18 protein-coding genes are annotated in these 20,575 nt (G+C 61.9%); 2 read left to right on the top strand and 16 right to left on the bottom strand.

Annotated elements, in window-relative coordinates:
- Positions 1–21: 21 nt before the first annotated feature.
- On the bottom strand, positions 22–684 hold the full coding sequence (locus HFK74_RS05685) for an HAD-IA family hydrolase (RefSeq protein WP_180202693.1): 663 nt from the start codon (positions 682–684) through the stop codon (positions 22–24).
- Positions 671–1,633, bottom strand: coding sequence for a 23S rRNA pseudouridine(955/2504/2580) synthase RluC (rluC, locus tag HFK74_RS05690; RefSeq protein WP_102669889.1), 963 nt, complete (start codon positions 1,631–1,633; stop codon positions 671–673). Before rluC ends, HFK74_RS05685 begins: the two co-directional genes overlap by 14 nt.
- Before the next feature lie 702 nt (positions 1,634–2,335).
- Between rluC and rne the strand changes: the two genes are divergently transcribed.
- A complete protein-coding gene (rne, locus tag HFK74_RS05695) occupies positions 2,336–5,614 on the top strand; it encodes a ribonuclease E (RefSeq protein ID WP_180202694.1) in 3,279 nt (1,092 codons plus the stop codon).
- 212 nt (positions 5,615–5,826) lie between these two features.
- On the opposite strand, the gene HFK74_RS05700 is transcribed toward rne, so the two are convergent.
- The 12 genes from HFK74_RS05700 to HFK74_RS05755 form a co-directional block, all read right to left on the bottom strand.
- Positions 5,827–6,420 (bottom strand): NTP transferase domain-containing protein, encoded by a 594-nt coding sequence (locus HFK74_RS05700; protein WP_180202695.1) that lies wholly within the window; start codon positions 6,418–6,420, stop codon positions 5,827–5,829.
- Positions 6,417–7,400 carry an XdhC family protein gene (locus HFK74_RS05705; RefSeq protein WP_180202696.1) on the bottom strand — a complete coding sequence of 328 codons (984 nt, stop codon included), beginning with the start codon at positions 7,398–7,400 and terminating at the stop codon, positions 6,417–6,419. The genes HFK74_RS05700 and HFK74_RS05705 overlap by 4 nt, the downstream gene beginning before the upstream one ends.
- A complete protein-coding gene (locus tag HFK74_RS05710; RefSeq protein ID WP_180202697.1) occupies positions 7,400–9,721 on the bottom strand; it encodes a xanthine dehydrogenase family protein molybdopterin-binding subunit in 2,322 nt (773 codons plus the stop codon). The genes HFK74_RS05705 and HFK74_RS05710 overlap by 1 nt, the downstream gene beginning before the upstream one ends.
- Positions 9,718–10,188, bottom strand: coding sequence for a (2Fe-2S)-binding protein (locus tag HFK74_RS05715; RefSeq protein WP_008066557.1), 471 nt, complete (start codon positions 10,186–10,188; stop codon positions 9,718–9,720). The genes HFK74_RS05710 and HFK74_RS05715 overlap by 4 nt, the downstream gene beginning before the upstream one ends.
- A gap of 241 nt (positions 10,189–10,429) precedes the next feature.
- Positions 10,430–11,449 (bottom strand): UDP-N-acetylmuramate dehydrogenase, encoded by a 1,020-nt coding sequence (gene murB / locus HFK74_RS05720; RefSeq protein WP_180202698.1) that lies wholly within the window; start codon positions 11,447–11,449, stop codon positions 10,430–10,432.
- Complete coding sequence (locus tag HFK74_RS05725) at positions 11,446–11,910, bottom strand: low molecular weight protein-tyrosine-phosphatase (RefSeq protein WP_008066559.1); 465 nt, start codon at positions 11,908–11,910, stop codon at positions 11,446–11,448. Before HFK74_RS05725 ends, murB begins: the two co-directional genes overlap by 4 nt.
- Complete coding sequence (gene kdsB, locus HFK74_RS05730; RefSeq protein ID WP_180202699.1) at positions 11,910–12,674, bottom strand: 3-deoxy-manno-octulosonate cytidylyltransferase; 765 nt, start codon at positions 12,672–12,674, stop codon at positions 11,910–11,912. The genes HFK74_RS05725 and kdsB overlap by 1 nt, the downstream gene beginning before the upstream one ends.
- Complete coding sequence (locus tag HFK74_RS05735; RefSeq protein ID WP_007945752.1) at positions 12,671–12,856, bottom strand: Trm112 family protein; 186 nt, start codon at positions 12,854–12,856, stop codon at positions 12,671–12,673. The genes kdsB and HFK74_RS05735 overlap by 4 nt, the downstream gene beginning before the upstream one ends.
- A gap of 25 nt (positions 12,857–12,881) precedes the next feature.
- Positions 12,882–13,892 (bottom strand): tetraacyldisaccharide 4'-kinase, encoded by a 1,011-nt coding sequence (gene lpxK, locus HFK74_RS05740; protein WP_180202700.1) that lies wholly within the window; start codon positions 13,890–13,892, stop codon positions 12,882–12,884.
- Complete coding sequence (locus HFK74_RS05745; protein WP_008066569.1) at positions 13,892–14,320, bottom strand: biopolymer transporter ExbD; 429 nt, start codon at positions 14,318–14,320, stop codon at positions 13,892–13,894. Before HFK74_RS05745 ends, lpxK begins: the two co-directional genes overlap by 1 nt.
- The gene (locus HFK74_RS05750) at positions 14,317–14,952 is read right to left on the bottom strand and encodes a MotA/TolQ/ExbB proton channel family protein (RefSeq protein ID WP_008066570.1); all 636 of its coding nucleotides are present in this window, start codon (positions 14,950–14,952) and stop codon (positions 14,317–14,319) included. The genes HFK74_RS05745 and HFK74_RS05750 overlap by 4 nt, the downstream gene beginning before the upstream one ends.
- 107 nt (positions 14,953–15,059) lie before the next feature.
- The gene (locus HFK74_RS05755) at positions 15,060–17,285 is read right to left on the bottom strand and encodes a DNA internalization-related competence protein ComEC/Rec2 (protein WP_180202701.1); all 2,226 of its coding nucleotides are present in this window, start codon (positions 17,283–17,285) and stop codon (positions 15,060–15,062) included.
- Positions 17,286–17,421: 136 nt separating this feature from the next.
- On the opposite strand from HFK74_RS05755, the gene HFK74_RS05760 reads away from it, so the two are divergent.
- A complete protein-coding gene (locus HFK74_RS05760; RefSeq protein ID WP_180202702.1) occupies positions 17,422–17,937 on the top strand; it encodes a DUF2062 domain-containing protein in 516 nt (171 codons plus the stop codon).
- A gap of 811 nt (positions 17,938–18,748) precedes the next feature.
- Here the strand turns inward: HFK74_RS05760 and HFK74_RS05765 are convergent.
- Positions 18,749–19,528: an ABC transporter permease gene (locus HFK74_RS05765; RefSeq protein ID WP_180202703.1), complete on the bottom strand. Its 780-nt coding sequence runs from the start codon at positions 19,526–19,528 to the stop codon at positions 18,749–18,751.
- Positions 19,525–20,457, bottom strand: coding sequence for an ABC transporter ATP-binding protein (locus tag HFK74_RS05770; RefSeq protein ID WP_180202704.1), 933 nt, complete (start codon positions 20,455–20,457; stop codon positions 19,525–19,527). Before HFK74_RS05770 ends, HFK74_RS05765 begins: the two co-directional genes overlap by 4 nt.
- Positions 20,458–20,575: the final 118 nt, after the last annotated feature.

A 20,575-nucleotide genomic window follows, 5' to 3' on the forward strand; every position in this document is an offset into this window, starting at 1 on the left:
ATCTACCCCAGCAATAACGTATTAGGCCCGCTGACTCAGCCAGGCATGCAATTGTGAAAAACGATCGATGGCCAGTCGTGGCTCGAACAGCTTCAGCGCTTCGATCGATTGCGCGCCGTAGCTGACCGCCACCGAATCCATGCCCGCGTTGCGTGCCATCTGCAAATCGAAGGACGAGTCACCCACCATCAGGGCCTGATCCGCAGGGACATCACAATGGGCAAGTATCTGCTCAAGCATCAACGGATGGGGCTTGCTGGCCGTCTCGTCGGCGGCCCGGGTGATATCGAAGTAATTTTCCCAGCCGTGAGACTTCAGCACCCGATCCAGCCCGCGACGGGCTTTGCCCGTGGCCACGGCCAGATGATAGCCCTCGGCACGAAACGCCTCGAGGGACTCGACCACGCCCTCGAACAAGGGCGAAGGTTCCGCCTCCGAAGCAATGTAGTGATCGGCGTAGTGCTGTCGAAAGGCTACCAACTCGGCATCGCCGATGTCGGGATACAGGGTCCGAATCGCCTCCGGCAGCCCCAGGCCGATGATGCCCTTGACGGCAAAGTCATCGCACTGCTCAAACCCGGAGCGCTGCGATGCCACGTGCATCGCCTCGACAATCCGGCCAATGGAATCGGCCAGCGTGCCGTCCCAATCGAAAATCAGCAGCTTGTAATCAGATGGGTGCACTCAGGCGCTCCACGGTTTTAGCCCACATTTCGTCGACAGGCGCCTGCAATTTCAGTTCGCCACCATCCGGCAACGGCACGGTCAGCATGTAGGCATGCAGGAACAGGCGCTTGCCGCCCAGATCGCGAATTTCCTTGCTGAAACCTTCGTCGCCGTACTTGGTGTCGCCAGCGATGCAATGCCCGGCGTGCAAGGTATGCACGCGGATCTGGTGAGTCCGGCCGGTAATCGGCTTGGCTTCGATCAGGGTGGCAAAGTCGCCGAAGCGGCGCAGGACCTTGAACACAGTCACGGACTCCTTGCCCTCCTCCTCGTCGACCTCGACCATGCGTTCGCCGGAGCGCAGGTTACTCTTGCCCAGCGCCGCACGGACTTGCTTGATCGAGCTCGCCCAGTTGCCGCGCACCAGCGCCATGTAGCGCTTGTCGACGCCATCACCGCGCAACGCGGTGTGCAAGTGGCGCAACATGCTGCGCTTCTTGGCGATCATCAACAGGCCGGACGTGTCACGGTCGAGGCGGTGAACCAGTTCGAGTTCCTTGCAATCGGGGCGCAACTGACGAAAGGCTTCGATCACCCCGAAAGTCAGGCCGCTACCACCATGCACCGCAATGCCGGCGGGCTTGTTGATCACGATCAGGGCCTTGTCTTCGAAGACAATCGAGGCTTCCAGGCGCTGCAGCAGCCCCTGGGCCAGCGGCACCGGCTCGTCGCGCTCAGGCACGCGAACCGGCGGCACGCGCACGATATCGCCCGCCTGCAGCTTGTATTCGGGCTTGATCCGGCCCTTGTTCACTCGCACTTCGCCTTTGCGCAAAATGCGGTAAATCAAGGTCTTGGGCACGCCTTTGAGCCGAGCGAGAAGGAAGTTATCAATACGTTGGCCGGCATATTCCGGCGAGACCTCAAGCAGTTGTACGCCTGGAGTCGGGGGGGTAGTCGTCGTCATGGCGCGGATGATAACAATTTTTTATGGAATTGAAGCACTTAATCATTGCTGCTATAGTCGCGAACGCCGCCAAAAGCGGCCTGGGCAGCGGACCAACGGTCAAAAACCGGCCCTGACCAACGCAATTCACCAGGACGCGAGGCCGTCCTACGGGGCTTTCGCTACGTAACGGTGGAGTTTGCAACTGTAACAAGCGCAGGTGACATGAGGCCTGAATCAAACCGCAAAGCAGAGTTTCCACTCGCTTTTCGAGCCAATATTCATGGCCAGTTCACAAAGTGCAGTCAGCTGCGGATGACCCCGAGCGAAACGCTTCGGAAACAACGCCTAAATTAGCCATGATGCGTGACCTCCCCTTTCGGAGCTCACGGTAAATGCCAACCCGCTGCGGATTCTGCGCGCGGCAGCACCCGAATTATCAGGGATACGTGTAGGGTGGAGATGCACAACCGCTGGCCTGTGTAGCAATAGGCTTTATCAAGACGCTTCATCTCGTCCACAGCCGCCGGTTGATTCCTCCTCCTGACTGAGTGCTTAAGTAGCCACAGCAAGCAGGACGCGTACGTCGCGACGAAGGCCCACATTGGCCGGACATCGCTGGACACGGGAATGGCCAACCACTCCCGACGCACCTGACACCGACCATGAGAAGTCGTGTGTGCCGAACGCCGTTTCCGGCAGCCCGGAAACCGACGGTACTACATGAAAAGAATGCTGATTAACGCAACTCAACCCGAAGAGTTGCGTGTTGCACTGGTAGATGGCCAGCGCCTCTACGACCTGGACATCGAATCCGGTGCACGCGAGCAGAAGAAGGCCAACATCTATAAAGGCCGGATTACTCGCATCGAACCAAGCCTGGAGGCTGCCTTTGTCGATTTCGGCTCTGAGCGCCACGGCTTCCTGCCCCTCAAAGAAATCTCCCGCGAATACTTCAAGAAAACCCCTGAAGGCCGCGTCAACATCAAGGATGTCCTGAGCGAAGGCCAGGAAGTCATCGTCCAGGTCGAAAAAGAAGAGCGTGGCAACAAGGGCGCAGCCCTGACCACCTTCATCAGCCTGGCCGGTCGTTACCTGGTCCTGATGCCGAACAACCCGCGTGCCGGCGGTATCTCCCGTCGCATCGAAGGTGAAGAGCGCAACGAACTGCGTGAAGCGCTGAACGGTCTGGTCGCACCAGCCGACATGGGCCTGATCGTGCGCACTGCCGGCCTGGGCCGCAGCAGCGAAGAAATGCAGTGGGACCTCGACTACCTGCTGCAACTGTGGACCGCCATCAAAGAAGCTTCTCTGGATCGTTCCGCGCCTTTCCTGATCTACCAGGAAAGCAACGTGATAATCCGCGCGATCCGCGACTACCTGCGCCAGGACATCGGCGAAGTCCTGATCGACAGCGTTGAAGCCCAGGACGAAGCCCTGACCTTCATCCGCCAGGTGATGCCGCAGTACGCCAGCAAGATCAAGCTGTACGAAGACAGCGTGCCGCTGTTCAACCGCTTCCAGATCGAAAGCCAGATCGAAACCGCTTTCCAGCGCGTTGTCGAACTGCCTTCCGGCGGCTCCATCGTGATCGATCCTACCGAAGCCCTGGTGTCCATCGACATCAACTCGGCGCGCGCCACCAAAGGCAGCGACATCGAAGAAACCGCACTGCAGACCAACCTTGAAGCCGCCGAAGAAATCGCCCGTCAGTTGCGCCTGCGCGACATCGGCGGCCTGATCGTCATCGACTTCATCGACATGACCCCTGCCAAGAACCAGCGCGCCGTGGAAGAAAAAGTCCGCGAATGCCTGGAAGCCGACCGCGCTCGCGTGCAAGTCGGTCGCATCTCGCGCTTCGGCCTGCTGGAAATGTCCCGTCAGCGCCTGCGTCCATCACTGGGCGAAAGCAGCGGCATCGTTTGCCCGCGTTGCAATGGCACCGGCATCATCCGTGACGTTGAATCGCTGTCCCTGGCGATCCTGCGCCTGATCGAAGAAGAAGCCCTGAAAGACCGCACCGCCGAAGTTCGTGCACAAGTGCCGATCCCGGTGGCCGCGTTCCTGCTCAACGAAAAACGCAACTCGATCACCAAGATCGAACTGCGCACCCGTGCCCGCATCGTCATCCTGCCGAACGATCACCTCGAAACGCCGCACTTCGAAGTGCAGCGCCTGCGTGATGACAGCCCGGAAGCGGCGATCAACCAGTCCAGCTACGAAATCGCTGCTGCCGCTGCCGAAGTGGAAGAAGTGCAGCCAGCTGCCGCGACCCGCACCCTGGTACGCCAGGAAGCCGCGGTCAAGACGGCTCCAGCCCGCGCCAACGCTCCGGTTCCAACCGAAGTCGTCGCCGCTCCGGTTGCCGCACCAGTCGCGGTACCAGAACCAAGCCTGTTCAAAGGCCTGGTGAAGTCGCTGGTCAGCCTGTTCGCCGGCAAGGAAGAGCCTGTCGCTCCGGCCGTGGTCGAGAAACCGGCTGCCCCTGAGCGTCCAGCCCGCAGCAATGAAGAACGTCGCAATGGCCGCCAGCAGAGCCGCACCCGTACCGGTCGCCGCGATGAGGAGCGCAAGCCTCGTGAAGAGCGCGCCCCCCGTGAGGAACGCGCCCCACGCGAAGAGCGCCAGCCACGTGAAGTCCGCGAGCCTCGCGAAACCCGTGAAGAAACGCCGGTCGTAGCCCGCGAAGAACGTGCCCCTCGTGAAGAACGCGCACCACGCGCGCCTCGTGAAGAACGTGCTCCACGCGCCCCACGCGAAGATCGCAAGCCACGTGGTGAGCGTGAAGAGCGTGTGCGTGAACTGCGCGAGCCTCTGGACGCCGTCGCTCCTGCCGCTGCTGCTGTCGCTGCCGCTACCCCTGCCACTGAAGAACGCCCGGCCCGTCCGCCACGCGAAGAACGCGCTCCACGCCCACCGCGTGAAGAACGTCAACCACGTGCCGAACAAGCGGCTGCCGTAGCCGAAGAAGAGCTGACCGGCAACGAAGAGCAACTGCAGGAAGAGGGTCAGGAAGGCGCCGAAGGCGATCGTCCACGCCGCCGCTCCCGTGGCCAGCGTCGTCGCAGCAACCGTCGCGAGCGTCAGCGTGATGCCAACGGCAACGTGATCGAAGGTTCGGATGAGTCCGAAGCCGGCGATAACAATGAAGCGCCAAGCACCGCTGACCTGGCCGCTGGCCTGGCTGTTACCGCAGCCGTTGCCAGCAGCGTGATCAGCGCTCCGGCCGAAGCACAGGCCAACGAGCAAGCCGAACGCGCCACCGCCGCTACCCTGGAAACAGCTCCGGTCGAAGCGCCAGTCGTGGAAGCGACGACTCCGGTCGAAGCCTCGGCTTCGCCGGAAATCGAAGTGGCAGCAGCGCCAGAAGCCCAGCCAGTGGTTGAAGCTGCCGCTGAGCCAGCCGTGGTTGCAGAATCGGTTAGCGAAACCGTTTCTGAAACCGTGACTGAAACTGTTCGTGAAGTTCGCGAAGAGCAAACCGCGTTCAACTGGGTTGCCGAGCCAGCCGTAGCCGAAACCCCTGCTCCAGCGCCGGTTGCTGAAGCTGAAGTGGAACAGGCGATGGTCTCCGAGCCAGTGGTTGCCGCTGCCGAGCCTGCTCCAGTGGTTGAAGCGCCAGTGGTTGCCGAAGTGCCTGCTCCGGTAGTTGAAGCGCCGGTGGTTGCTGAAGAACCTGCCCCGGTGGTTGAAGCCGCGCCTGTCAGCGCCCTGACGCCAAGCGGTCGTGCACCGAACGACCCACGTGAAGTGCGTCGTCGCAAGCGTGAAGAAGAGCGCCTGCAGAAGGAAGCCGAACAGGCGGCCGCTGCTGCCCAGGTTGTCGCTGCCGAGCCAGCACCGGTTGTTGCCGAAGTGGTCGAGGCATCTGCCCCGGCTGCCGAAGTGGCTGCCGAGCCGGTTGAGTCAGTGATTGCCGAAGCACCTCGCTCCGTTCAGGAAGCGGTTGAGCAACACGAGAAAGCCCAGGAAAAAGAGCACGAGCCTAAACCTCTCGTCTGATTCCCTCGGCTAATGAAAAGCCCCGCCCGGTGATCCCGGGCGGGGCTTTTTTATGTCCGAAACAATCACACCGTTTCCCTGATACACCGTTTCCCTGTAGGAGCGAGGCTTGCCCGCGAAGGAGACGCCGCGGTTCAACAGATCCTCCGCGTTATCGTTCTTCGCGGGCAAGTCGGATCGCCGCCCGCTCGCTCCTACAAGGATATCTGCGATTACTTGAAGTTCAGCTTTTCAGGCACATCCACATCCCACAACACACCGGGATCATCCACTTTCACTTTAACCACCCGCCCCTGGGCAAACAACGCCTTGGCGCCGCGATCGCCTGATAACGTCATCAACCCTGGACCAAAACGGCGCCCAAACCCCACCGGATGCCCGTATTCACCCTCCTGCACCGGCACGCTGATGCAGTCATCGCCCATCTGAGCCACAACGTGTTCAATGCTCGACGGCAGGATGAACGGCATATCCCCCAGCACCATCAGCCAGCCATCAAGCTGCGCACTCTCCGCGACCCCGGCCGCAATGCTGTCGCCCATCCCGGTCGATTCGATCAGGACGATCTCATAGTCATAGGCCTTGGCCATGCGGATCACTTGCGGTCGATCGGCCGTGGTCACCAAATAGCGCTTATCCAAGGTGGGAGGCAGATTCACCAGGACGTGTTCGATGACCGATCGAACCGCACCATCATCACGCCCCCTGCAATCAGCCAGCAGCTTGTCCTTGTCTTCGCCCGCGACCTGTCGAAACCGACTGCCCTGCCCCGCCGCCAGCACGATCACCCCGATGGATTGACTCATACACCCTCCCGCAGCGGCTTCTTCTGCTTGAGCTCGACACCATTCTTGATTGCCACGATCTCGGCCATCAGCGACAAGGCGATTTCCGCCGGGCTGTGGCTGCCGATGTGCAAGCCGACCGGGCCATGCAGCCGCTCGATGGCCTGTTGCGACAGGCCGAGCTGAGCCAGGTTGTCCCGGCGCTTCTGGCTGTTGACCCGCGAACCGAGTGCGCCGACATAAAAAGCCCGGGAGTCGAGCGCTGTCAGCAAGGCCATGTCATCAAGGCGGGGGTCGTGAGTCAGCGCAACGATGGCCGTGCGCTCGTCGGTCTGGATGTTCACCACCGCCTCATCGGGCATGCCCGGGACGAATCGACCGTGCTGCTCCTCCCAGCCGTAGACGAACTCGCTGCGCGGATCGCAAATGAGTACTTCGAAATCCAGCAGCCGCGCCATTTCGGCGACATACCGGGACAACTGCCCGGCGCCGATCAACAACAGGCGCCAACGCGGGCCATAAATGGCCCGCAGGACCTGACCATCGAAGGCCAGCTCATCGGTGTTGGCGGCGGGTTGCAAAATGACCTTTCCGGTGGCGATATCCAGCGAACGTGCGACGATTTCATGGGCTTCGCAGCGCGCCAGCAACTCGGCGACCCACCCTGGGTCGCCAACGCGCTCCTCGGTCAAACGCAAGGTGCCGCCGCAGGGTAAACCGAAGCGCGCGGCCTCCTCACGCGTCACGCCGTAGGTGATCAGTTGCACCGGCGGTCCGTCGGCCGCAATGCGGCCGTCATGCAAGCGGGCAATCAGGTCGTCCTCGACACAACCGCCGGACACCGAGCCAATCACCACGCCGTCCCCGCGCAACGCCAACATGGCGCCAGGCGCCCGGGGCGCGGTGCCCCAGGTCTGCACGACGCTGTACAACATCACCCGCTGGCCGGCGCGGCGCCACTCCAGCACGCTGCGCAGGACATTCAGATCGGCACTGTCCATCACGCCTCGACCTTCTGCCAACCCTGCAATTGATAACGGATCGGCAGGCTGCGGATACGCTTGCCGGTGGCAGCGAAGATCGCGTTGCACAGCGCCGGCGCAATCGGCGGTACACCCGGCTCACCGACACCGCCCAACGGCACGTTGCCGGGCGGCGTTACCAGGTGCACCGCGACTTCCTTGGGCGCCAGGGACATGCGCGCCACTTCGTACATGTGGAAGTTGTCCTGCTGCACCTTGCCATCCTTGAAGCTGATTTCGCCCAACACCGCGTTGCCCAGGCCCATGACGCAGGCGCCTTCGAACTGCGCGCGAATCCGCTCGGGGTTGATCTGCGGCCCGCAATCCACGGCGATGTCGGCTTTGTGCACGATCAAGGTGCCATCGTCCTTGACTTCGACCTCGATCACCGCCGCCACGTAGGTCACGAAACTGTAATGCACCGCCAGGCCCAGGCCCCGGCCCTTGGGCAACTCGCGGCCCCAACCGGCGGCCTTGGCGGCGGTTTCCAGTACCGTGCGCAGGCGAGCGGTGTCGATCGGATAACGCTCGGGCGATTCACCGTAGTTCCATTCTTCACTCAAGGTGCGCGGATCGATCTGGCGGTCAGGGCCGAGCAATCTGACCTGGTACTTGAGCGGGTCCTCCCCGGCCTTGTGCGCCAGTTCATCGATGAAGCTCTGGATCGCAAAACCGTGGGGGATGTTCGACACCGAGCGATACCAGCCAACCCGCGTGTGGACGGTGGCCTCGGGGTTTTCCAGGCGAATGTTGGGAATCGCGTAGGCCATGTTGGTGAAGCCCATGCCCAGCTCGAAGGCAGCCTCATGGTTCATGCCCGGCGCGAACAACGCGGTGATGCTCGGCGCTACCGTGCGGTGCAGCCAGCCGGAAGGCAAGCCGTCCTTGTTCAGGCTGGCCTTGAGGTATTCGGCCGACACGGTGTGAAAATAGGAACAGTGAATATCGTCTTCACGGGTCCATTGCACCCGCACCGCCTTGCCGGGGAACTCCTTGGCCAGGATGGCAGCCTCGATGATGAAGTCCGGTTTGGACTTGCGCCCGAAGCCTCCGCCCAGCAATGTCACGTTGAAGGTGACGTTATCGAATGGCACGCCCAGGCGTTCGCCGATGCGCTCGCGGGTGACCTGTGGCGCCTGGCTTGGCCCCCAGGCCTGGCACATGCCGTCCTTGTAGCGAGCGATGGCGACCATCGGCTCCATTGGCGATTGTGACAGGTGCGGCAGATAGTAGGAGGCTTCCAGGGTGTTCACGGCATTGGCCATGGCGTCGTCGATGTTGCCGGTATTGCGTATCACTTTGCCGGGCTTGAGCGAGGCGGCCTCAAGCTCCTTGCGGTAGGCGATCGAGTCGTAGCTGGCATTGGGGCCGTCGTCCCATTCTATTTTCAAGGCCTCACGCCCCTTGATCGCCGCCCAGGTGTTGTTGGCCACCACCGCGATGCCGCCCAGGGGTTGAAACTCCGAGGGCAAGGACCGGCTCTCGATCTGGATGACCTTGACCACCCCCGGCACTTTCATCGCCGCACTGCCATCGAAGCTCTTGACCTTGCCGCCATACACCGCCGGGCGGGCAATGGTGGCGAACAGCATGCCATCGAAATGCACGTCTGCGCCGTACACCGCGCGGCCGTTGACGATGTCGTCGCCATCGATGGCCCGGGTGCCTTCCTTGCCGATGTAGCGAAACTCCGAGGGCTGCTTGAGACGCAGGCTGTCACGGGCCGGCACGGCCAGGGCGCCGGCAGCGGCGGCCAGGGCGCCATACTCCAGTTCGCGACCGGAAGGCGTATGGATGACTTTATGCAGCTGCGCACGACATTCGCCGACTGGCACCTTCCATTGGTCGGCGGCGGCCTGTTCCAGCATGGTCCGGGCGGCAGCGCCACAACGACGCATCGGCTCGTACCAGTGACGCATGCTGCGCGAGCCGTCGGTATCCTGGTTGCCGAACCGCACTTCATCGCCCGGCGCCTGTTGCACCTTGACCCGCGCCCAATCGGCTTCCAGCTCGTCGGCCACTACCATGGTCAGGCTGGTCCGTACGCCCTGGCCCATTTCCGAACGGTTGCAGACCACCGTCACCGTGCCATCAGTGGCGATGCTCACATACACCTTGGGATCGTCGATCCAGCCATGGGGCATGCCGTCGGCGCCGAACTTTTTCTGCGCCTCTTCGGCAAACGCGTCCTGCCAGCCCCAACTCGCGGCCACCACCAGCGCACTGGCGGCCCCCACGCCCTTGAGGAAACCCCGCCGACTGAGGTTGCTCAGGGCGAAATCATTCGGTAACCGGCTCATGCCTTGGCCTCCTTCAGGTGAGTGGATGCCTGGCGGATGGCGGTCTTGATGCGGTTGTAGGTACCGCAGCGGCAGATGTTGCCGACCATCGCCTCTTCGATCTGCTCATCGCTGGGGTCGGGATTGGTCTTGAGCAGTGCGGTGGCGGACATGATCTGCCCGCCCTGGCAGTAACCGCATTGGGCCACGGCCGTATCGAGCCAGGCTTGCTGCACGACTTTGCCGACCGGGTCGGCGTGCAGGTTGTCGATGGTGGTGACGTTCTGGCCGACGACCGAGCCAATCGGCGTGATGCAACTGCGCGCCGGCGCCCCTTCGATATGAATCGTGCAGGCGCCGCAAAGGCCCATGCCACAGCCAAACTTGGTGCCGTTATAACCGGCCACGTCGCGAATCGCCCAGAGCAAGGGCATATCCTCGGTGACGTCGAGTGGATGGTCTTGACCATTGAGTTTCAGGGTAATCATGGGCACGCCCGCATAGTGCTTGAGTTATGGGGTCGAGCAATCTGCCATTGGATCTTGGGTGGGGCACGCAGATCGGCTCAGGCTAATGGGCTCTCTTATGCAAACGGACACGTCTGCACCGGGCCTTTGGTGGAGCAAATGCTTGTATCGTCAGCAGACCGGGTTAAGCCTGCATTAACAAAAAAGCCCTGCACAACTTGAGTTATGCAGGGCTTTGACAATCCGTCATGAAAGCTTAGCTTCAATACCGATTGGGCTCCATTTCCAGGTCGACATGGAAACGCTCTGAAATGTCTTTCTGGATGCGCTGTGCCAGGCCCAGCAGTTGCAATCCTGTCGCATTGCCGTAATTGACCAGCACCAAGGCCTGCATTTTGTGCACGCCGGCGTCGGCATCGCGGAAACCCTTCCACCCTGCCCGCTCGATCAACCAGCCGGCAGCCAGCTTCATCTGCCCGTCGGGTTGCCCGTAGGCCACCAGGTCCGGGTATTCACCCTTGAGCTGTGCAACCAGCGCCGCGGGCACCAGGGGGTTCTTGAAAAAGCTGCCGGCATTGCCGAGCACTGCCGGGTCCGGAAGTTTCTCGTTGCGAATGCTGCAAATCGCCTGGCTGACGTCCGTGGCGGTCGGATGATCGATGCCTTGCTCGGTCAGGCGCTGACGCACAGGACCGTACTCCAGATGCAGGTGTGCGGTGCGATCGAGGATGAAACGCACACGCAGGATCAACCAGCGCCCAGGCTCCTGCTTGAACACGCTGTCGCGGTAGGCGAAGTTGCATTCTTGCAGGCTGAAGTCGCGCAGTTCGCCAGTCTGGCGATCGAGGGCGGTCAGGCCGGCGAATACATCCTTGATCTCCACGCCATAGGCGCCGATGTTCTGCATGGGGGCCGCGCCAACGGTGCCGGGAATCAGGCTGAGGTTTTCCAGGCCCGACCAGCCCTGCACCAGGGTGTGCTGCACGAACGGGTGCCAGGGTTCGCCCGCCTCGGCCTCGATCACGACTTTGCTGCCATCGTCGCTGATCACGCGTATTCCGCGGGTGGCCATGCGCAGCACCAGCGATTCGATATCGGCCGTCAGCAGCAAGTTGCTGCCACCGCCGATCACCAGCAAGGGCACCTGGTGTTCCCGCGCGTAGGCCAGGGCCTCACGCACATCGGCGTCGCTATGGGCCTCGGCAAACAGGCGGGCCTGGACATCCACGCCAAAGCTGTTGAACGGCTTGAGCGAAACCCGTGATCGCACTTGCAAACTCATAACCGTTCCTTCAGTTCGATCACCAGCAGGTCACTGGCGCGCTCGATCAAGTCCAGCACATGTTCAAAGCCATGTTCACTGTCGTTGTAGGGGTCCGGGACTTCCTCGACCTCCGAGGGGTAGCGACGCAGGAACAGGTCCAGCTCCGCCCTGCTCCTGGCCGGTTGCAGATCCATGAGGTTGCGCAGGTTGCTGTTGTCCATCGCCAAAATCAGGTCGTACTCGGAGAAATCGGCGCGGGTGACCTGCTGGGCGCGTTGGGCGGACAAATCATAACCACGACGCTTGGCAGCCGCCTGGCTGCGCTTGTCCGGTGCACTGCCCACGTGCCAGTCGCCGGTGCCGGCGGAGGCCACTTCGACTTGATCGGCCAGCCCTGCTTCGCGCAATTTATGCCGCAGAACGCCTTCGGCCGTGGGTGAACGGCAGATGTTGCCCAGGCAGACAAACAGAACCCGCATCAGGCCTCCAGCAGGCGACGAACGCGCTCAAGGTCTTCAACGGTATCGACACCGGCAGGCGGAGCGATCAGCGCATCGGCGACGTGAATGCGTACCCCGTGCCACAAGGCGCGCAGCTGTTCCAGGCACTCGGTGTTTTCCAGCCAGCACGGGCCCCAGCTGACGAAGTCATGCAGGAAACCGGCGCGGTAGGCGTAGATGCCGATGTGGCGGCGATACGGCACACCTTCGGGCATTTGCTCCAGGCTCTTGGCGAACGTGTCCCGTGCCCATGGCAACGTGGCGCGACTGAAGGTCAGTGCCAGGCCATTGAGGTCGCTGACGACCTTGACCACGTTGGTGTTGAACAGGCTCTCCACGTCTTCGATCGGCTCGGCCAGCGTGGCCATGCGCGCTTCGGTGTGGGCAGCCAGGTTGACGGCCACCTGGTCAATGACAGTGGGCGGGATCAGCGGCTCGTCACCCTGGACGTTGACCACGATCGCGTCAGGCGCCAGGCCCAGCTTCGTCGCGACTTCAGCCAGGCGATCGGTGCCGGAGTTGTGGTCTTCGCGAGTCATCACCACTTCGGCACCAAAACCTTCGCAGGCCTGGGCGATGCGTGCATCGTCCGTGGCAACCACCACGCGCTGGGCGCTGCTCTTGCACGCCTGCTCCCAGACGTGCTGGATCATCGGCTTGCCGGCGATCAACAACAGCGGCTTGCCCGGCAGGCGGGTGGAGGCGTAGCGCGCGGGAATAACGACGGTAAAGGCTGTAGTCATTTATCCAGGCGCTCGTCGGTGGTCAGGGTACGGGCTTCGGTTTCGAGCATCACCGGGATGCCGTCGCGAATCGGGTACGCGAGGCCAGCGCCCTTGCTGATCAGCTCGGTCTTGTCGGCGCTGAGCTTGAGCGGGCCTTTGCAGACCGGGCAAGCGAGGATATCGAGCAATTTGGTGTCCATGATCATTCCCTGGATAGAAACGGATTTAAGGCAAAAGACGAGCCGGCAACAGGCGCATCAACTGGGTATCGAACCAGACCGTGAAGGCTGGCGACGGCACAGCGTCGACCGCCAGGTACCACCAGTCGGCGGCGGCGAAGGCACGGCACTTCACCGCATCCTTTTCGGTCATCACCAATGGCAATGACGGGTTGAAATTCAAGGCCTGCACGCTGTATTCGGCGTGGTCGGCGAACGCATGCGGAACTGGCTGCCAGTGTAACGTTTCGAGGGTCTTGAAGAAACGCTGGGGGTTACCGATGCCGGCCACCGCATGCAGCGCCTGGCCTGCAGGAAAGTGATCGAGCGGGCGCCGCTCGCCGCTTTGCAGGTTGACCAGCGCCGTCGGTTGCAACTGGAAGGCAAAGCCGTCGCCGCTGTCCGCCGTGGCGCCGTTGTAGAGCACCGCGTCGACACTTTGCAGGCGCTCGACCGGTTCACGCAGTGGCCCGGCCGGCAAGCAGCGGCGGTTACCCAATCCTCGGGCCGCGTCGATCAGGACCAGCTCCAGGTCCCGGGCCAGGCGGTAATGCTGCATGCCGTCATCGGACAGGATCAGGTCCAGAGGTTCACTCGCCAACAGGGCTTTGACCGCGCGACTGCGATCCGGGTCGATCATCAAGGGCACGCCGGTCCGCTGCACGATCAACAGCGGCTCATCGCCGGCGATGTCGGCGCTTTGATCAGCCTCGACCCGCCACGGCAATTGCGCAGGCTTGGCACCGTAACCCCGGCTGACCACGCCGACCCGCAAACCACTGCGTTGACAGTGCTGGATCATCCACAGGATCAGCGGTGTCTTGCCGGTGCCGCCGACAGTGATGTTGCCCACCACGATCAGCGGCACCGGTGGCTGATAGATCTCACCCTCGCCGGCCAGAAAGCGCTTGCGCTTGTTGTTGACCACGCAGCGGTACAACCACTCCAGCGGCTGTAACAGTTTCAGGGCCGGATGCCCCCGGTACCACGCAGCGAGCAAGCGATCGGACATGGTCATCAGGGCGCGGCCGGCGCCGCCTCGACCGTGGTCATGCGCAAATGGCTGAAACCGAGCTTGCCGGCAGCGTCCATGGCGGTGATGACCGACTGATGCTGGGATTTTCCGTCGGCGCTGATGGACAGCGGCCGGCTTGTGTCGCCATTGGATTGTTTCTGCAGGGCATCCATCAGCGTCGCCAGGTCGCTTTTGGGCAATACCTGGTTGTTCACTGAAAACACGCCGTCGGCACTGATCGCGATGTCCAGTTGCCGAGTCTGGTCATCGGAAGGCGCACCACTGACCGCTTCGGGCAGATCGACACGCAACTGGGTTTCACGGGTGAACGTGGTGGTCACGACGAAAAACAGCAGCAGGATAAACACCACGTCGATCAGCGACGCGAGGTTGATGTCCACATTCTCCCGTTGCTTGCGGCGGAATTTCACGCTTTGACCCCCGCCAGATCCACGTCACGATCACCCTGCACGACTTCGACCAGCTTGATCGCTTCCTGCTCCATGCCCACCACCAGTTCATCGATCCGGCGTTGCAGGAAGCGGTGGAAGAATACCGACGGGATACCGACCATCAAACCGGCGGCCGTGGTGATCAGCGCCTTGGAGATCCCCCCGGCCAGCACCGCGGCGTTGGTGGTCATGCCCGTGCCCATGAACGCGCTGAAAATATCGATCATGCCCAGCACCGTGCCCAGCAGGCCCAGCAACGGGGCCATGGCAGCAATGGTGCCAAGGGCATTGATGTAGCGTTCCAGCTCGTGGATGACCCGCGCGGCGGCCTCTTCGATACACTCCTTCATGATCTCGCGACCATGCCGGGAATTCGCCAGGCCAGCGGCCAGGATTTCACCCAACGGCGAATTGGCGCGCAGTTCCTTGAGCTTTTCCTTGTTGAGTTGCTTGTCCTTGATCCAGACCCAGACCTGCCCGAGCAAATGCTCCGGGGTCACGCGACTGGCTCGCAGGGTCCACAGGCGCTCGGCAACGATTGCCATGGCCGCGATGGAACTCAGGATGATCGGCAGCATCATCCAGCCGCCGGATTTGACCAATTCCCACACAGTGACAGTCCCCTCGAAAAAGTGCGCCACTCTAACATAGGGGGTGGGCGCACCGAAGACTGTGATGTCGCATCCGGTCGGCCTTTGATAACCCCGGGTTATTTGCCCTAGGGTGGCGGATCACGCCAGAAACGCCGTTCTTGACGCATCGAGCGCGGTGCCTCGAAACGCCCCAGTTGCAGATGAACGGCGCCTTGCTCCGCACTGTCGTAGATCGCCATCGCACGCTGCCGATAGCGTTCGATCACTACCGGATGGGGATGGCCGAACGAGTTGCCATGACCACGGGAGATCAGTGCCGCCTTGGGCTGCAAGACGTTGAGCAGCACCATCGAAGACGAACTGCGACTACCGTGGTGCGGTGCCTGCAACCAATCGGTAGGCACGGCCAATGCGCTGTCGAGCAACGCGCGCTCGGCGTGGGTGTCGATGTCACCGCTGAGCAACAATCGCTCGCCATTGGCTTCGATCTGCAACACGCAGGAATTCTGGTTGCTGTCCCTGGCCAGCGGCCAGTGCCACAGTTGAAAGTTCACCCCGTCCCACGTCCATTGCCGGCCGCTCCCACAGCCCTCGGCCTGCAACTCGCCAGGCAAGTCGGCAGGTTCGCCACTGAGCACCCGGTTCACCGGCAAACCGTTGGCCACTGCCCGGGCGCCACCGGCGTGATCGGCATGGGCATGGCTGATCAACATCAGGTCGACCGCCTTCACCCCCAGTTTGCGCAGTGCCGGCAGTACCACCCGTTCACCTTGGTCGAGACCACGCAAACGCGGACCGGCGTCATACAGCAGTGTGTGATGGCGAGTGCGCACCATGATCGCCAGCCCTTGCCCCACATCCAGTTGCCAGACCTCGGCAATGCCTTCGGGCAGCATCGGCCGCGGCGGAAAAACCAGCAATAGCAATAAAGGCCAGCCTAACGGTCGCATCGGCACGCCCCGCGGCAGCAGCAACAAAAAGGCGCCCAGCGTGCCGATGCCCCAGACCCACAGCGGGATGGCCGCGGGCACCCACGCGGGAACCTTGCCGGCGACCAATGCCAGCCCGGTGAATAGCCAATCGATCAAGCCACCCGCCAGCCACAGCAGCCACTCGCCGATGTAGGGCACCGGCAGCAACAGTGTGCCGAGCAATGCAGGGGGCAGCACCACCAGGCTGATCCAGGGCACCGCCAGCAGATTGACCAGTGGCCCGCTGAGGCTGATTGGCAGTCCCAGGACCAGCAAGAACGGGCCAAGGCCGATAGCGATCAACCACTGGGCACGGGTCCAGGTTTGCCACCATGGCCAAGGCCCCAAGCGCCCACCGAACGTGAAGATCAGCACCGCCACCGCCGCGAAGGACAGCCAGAAACCCGGTTGCAGACTCGCCAACGGGTCCATCAGCAAGACGCCATTGAGCGCCAGCAACAGTGGCCACCAGGCACCGAGGTGGCGAAAACGCAGGCGCCACAGCAGCACCAGGCCGATCATCAGGCAAGCCCGACGAACCGGCACTTCGAAGCCAGCCAGCAGCCCGTAGCCAAGGGCGGCGACGAAAGCCAGGCCGCAGGCCCAGGGCAACCATGGCAGACGGCCTGGCCACAAACCGTAACGGGCAAGCCCGGCGATCAACAGATAAACCAGCCCCGCCAACAAGCCGACGTGTTGTCCGGAAATCACCAGCAGGTGCACGGTGCCGGTGTCTTGCAACACCTGCCAGTCTTCGCGACTGAGCCCCGCGCCGTCTCCGAGCACCAACGCCACCAGCACACCCGTTCGACCTTGGGCGTCCACGGCCTGCAGCCTCTGGCGGATACCGTCGCGCCAGGCCCACCGGGCGGGCGCAAGTCGCTCCCCGGCCTTGACGGTCCCGGTCGCACCGATGCGTTGCGCCAACAGCCAGGCCTCATAGTCGAAGGCATGTGGATTGAGCAATCCCACGGGTCGCTTCAGCTTGACCGCCAGCCGCCAGCGTTCGCCGCTGTTGACCGGCGGGCCGTCGTACCAGGCCAGGCGCAAATGTCGCGGCAGGACGGTGCGACGTGACTGACTGTCGGTCAATTCGAAACGCACCACACCCTCGCCATTCTGTGGCAACCCGCTGACTCGCCCTTCAACCCAGCGCGTTTCCCCGTCGAGGGCCGGCGACAGCCGATCGTCCAGGGCCCATTGGGCATGGGCGCAGGCCCAACTCAAGCCAAACAGGAAAAACGCCACCGGATACGTCCTGAACGGCAGCAACATCAAGCCGGCCACCGGCATCAACAACCACAACCAGACCGGCGGTAACACCGGTAAAAAACGCAAGGCCAGCAGGCCCAACGCCAGCGCCATCATCCCTGTGCGCATACGCCCGTCCTTGAGAGTCCCGTCCCTAGGCATAGCCGGCCTGGCGCACGTCCGTCGTTAACAATTGTCACAAAGTCTGAATGGGCGCCTCATAGAATCCAGACATACTTGCCGCCTTGACCGACCGAGAAGCCTTATGCCCCGGCGCTTATTCAAACGCTACATGCCAGACCCGAGCAGCATCAGGGAACACAAGTCCTTACGCTTTCTCGGCACCCTGCTGCATGACCCGAACCTCTGGCACCTCAATCGCCATTCCGTCGCCCGGGCCATGGCGGTCGGCCTGTTCGCGGCATTCCTGCCGATTCCGTTGCAGATGCTGGTCGCTGCGGTTCTCGCGATCATCGTGCGCGGCAACATGCCGATTGCGGTCAGCCTGGTCTGGTTGACCAACCCGATCACCATGCCGGCGGTGTTCTTCTGCACTTACCAGACCGGTGCCTGGTTGATGGATGTTCCTGCACGGCATCTGCCGGACGAGCTGACCTGGGAATGGATCAGTGGTGAGCTCTCGACCTTGTGGCAGCCGTTTTTGCTGGGGTCGGTGGTGGTAGGCGTTGTGCTTGGGGCGTTGGCCTATTGTCTGGTGATGATGTATTGGCGCTGGTGGGTGGCGCGGCAGTGGCGGCGGCGTAAGCAGAGTCGGATGTGAGAGGCCGGTTGATCGTGTGCATATCCGTTGCTGCGGTAACGGCTGCTTATGGTTTCGCCCTTACGGCGACTCCCTTTTTCAAACGCCAAAAAGGAACCAAAAGGCTTTGCCCCACCACTCGGTGCCTCGCTAGGGCTCGGCATGCCCTCACTCCGGCATTGCTCCGTGGGTCGCCGCGATGGGCCGTCCCTGGCCCAGCGCGGCTAAACCGGCGTCCTGCCGGTTTACCCACTGCACAATGCCTGCGTTCGGCCATCGTGGTTAACGGGGCACCCCAGATCAAAAACAAAAGCGAGGCGGCCTTACAGCCGACCTGATCTTTTCCAGGCACCACAATCCCTTGTAGGAGCCAGGCTTGCCGGCGAATCAGGCGCTGCGGTGTGTCTGTTGTACTGCGTTATCGTTCTTCGCCGGCAAGCCTGGCTCCTACGGGGGGTCGGGTACACCCGCAAAATCAGGCCGGCTGTCAGGCCGCCTCGCTTTTGCGTTTGATCTTGATCTGGCTTTTGATTTTCTTGCCCCATCGAGAGGCCGAGTGGAGGTTCTGCGCAGTGGGTAAACCGGCATGGATGCCGGTTTAGCCGCGCTGGGCCAGGGATGGCCCATCGCGGCGACCCACGGAGCAGGACCGGAGCGAGGGCATGCCGAGCCTTAGCGAGGCACCGAACGCAAGGGGCAAGAGCCCTTGGTTACTTGGGGCTTTTACAAGTGACTCGCTGTAAGAGCGAAACCCTAAGTGGCCGTTACCGCAGGAATGGATATATACACCTGAAAGAGAATGTCGGCTGCCAGGCCGCCATCGTTTGAGATCTTAAGTACGCATCCCCCGCCCACTCACCAGCAACCGCGCACAACCGATGTACAACACAACCGTCGCCACCAGCATGAACGTAATCGCAATGCTGATCCGGATATCCGAAACCCCGAGAATGCCGTAGCGGAACGCATTGACCATGTGCAGCACCGGGTTGGCCAGGGACACGGTCTGCCAAAACGGCGGCAGCAACGAGATCGAGTAGAACACCCCGCCCAGGTAGGTCAAGGGCGTCAGCACAAACGTCGGGATGATCGAGATGTCATCGAAGTTGCGCGCAAACACGGCGTTGATGAAGCCCAGCAGCGAGAAGATCGTCGCCGTCAGCACCACCACCAGAATGGTCACGCCCAAGTGATGCACCTGCAAATCGGTGAAGAACAGCGACAACAGCGTCACGATGATCCCGACCATCAAGCCGCGCAGCACGCCACCGAGGGTGTAGCCGATCAGAATGGTGTGCGGCGACACCGGCGATACCATCAATTCCTCGATGGAGCGCTGGAACTTGCTGCCAAAAAAACTCGACACCACGTTGCCATAGGAGTTGGTGATCACCGACATCATGATCAGCCCCGGCACGATGTACTCCATATAGGTGAAGCCACCCATGTCGCCGATTTGCCGGCCGATCAGATTGCCGAAGATCACGAAGTACAGAACCATGGTAATCGCTGGCGGCAGCAAGGTCTGCGGCCAGATCCGGGTAAAGCGTCGGACCTCACGGTAAACGATGGTGTTGAGGGCTACGAGGTTGGGCTGCAGCTCGGAACTCATACCGCCACCTTCGACAGATTTTTCTCCACCAGGGACACGAACAACTCCTCGAGGCGATTGGTTTTGTTACGCAGGCTCAGCACTTCGATGTTCTGCTGGGCCAGCTGAGTGAACAGCGCAGTGATGCCCATGCTTTTATCCACCTGGACTTCCAGGGTGTGGCCATCGAGCAAACGCGATGGATAGCCGATCAGCTGCGGCGGCGTGCTCACAGCGCCCTTCAAATCCAGCAGGAAAGTCTCGACATGCAGCTGGCCGAGCAGCTGCTTCATGCTGGTGTTCTCGACGATGGTGCCGTGGTCGATGATGCCGATGTTGCGGCACAACTGCTCAGCCTCTTCCAGATAGTGGGTGGTGAGGATGATGGTGATGCCTTTCTTGTTCAGCTCGGTGAGGAAGGTCCACATCGAACGACGCAGCTCGATGTCCACCCCGGCAGTCGGTTCGTCGAGGATCAACAGGCGCGGTTCGTGGACCAGCGCGCGGGCGATCATCAGGCGACGCTTCATGCCGCCGGACAGCGAACGCGACGGCACATCGCGCTTGTCCCACAGGCCGAGCTGAGTCAGGTACTGCTCGGCGCGTTCCTTGGCGATTTTCGACGGGATGCCGTAGTAACCGGCCTGGGTCACGACGATGTCGAAGGTCTTTTCAAACTGGTTGAAGTTGAACTCCTGGGGTACCACGCCGATGGAGCGTTTGAGCGCCGCCGGGTTCTTGTCCAGGTCATGACCGAAGATATTCACCGTGCCGCTGGTCTTGTTCACCAGGGTCGAGAGAATGCCGATGGTCGTGGACTTGCCGGCGCCGTTGGGGCCGAGCAAGGCGAAGAAGTCACCTTCGGCGACATCCAGATCGATACCACTCAAGGCCTGGAAACCGTTGCCGTAGGTTTTGGTTAGCTGCCGTATGGACAGAGCGGAACTCATATCGGATTACGCACCAAGAAGGGAAGAAAGGGACAAATAAGGGCGGGCGGCAAGCAATGCAACCGCGGCGCATGGACGCAATGGTGCTTGTCGCCGCCCCACAAGTACAGTCAAGTGT

Origin of the sequence: Pseudomonas sp. SbOxS1, assembly GCF_013416725.1 — a bacterium.
Taxonomy (GTDB): Bacteria; Pseudomonadota; Gammaproteobacteria; order Pseudomonadales; family Pseudomonadaceae; genus Aquipseudomonas.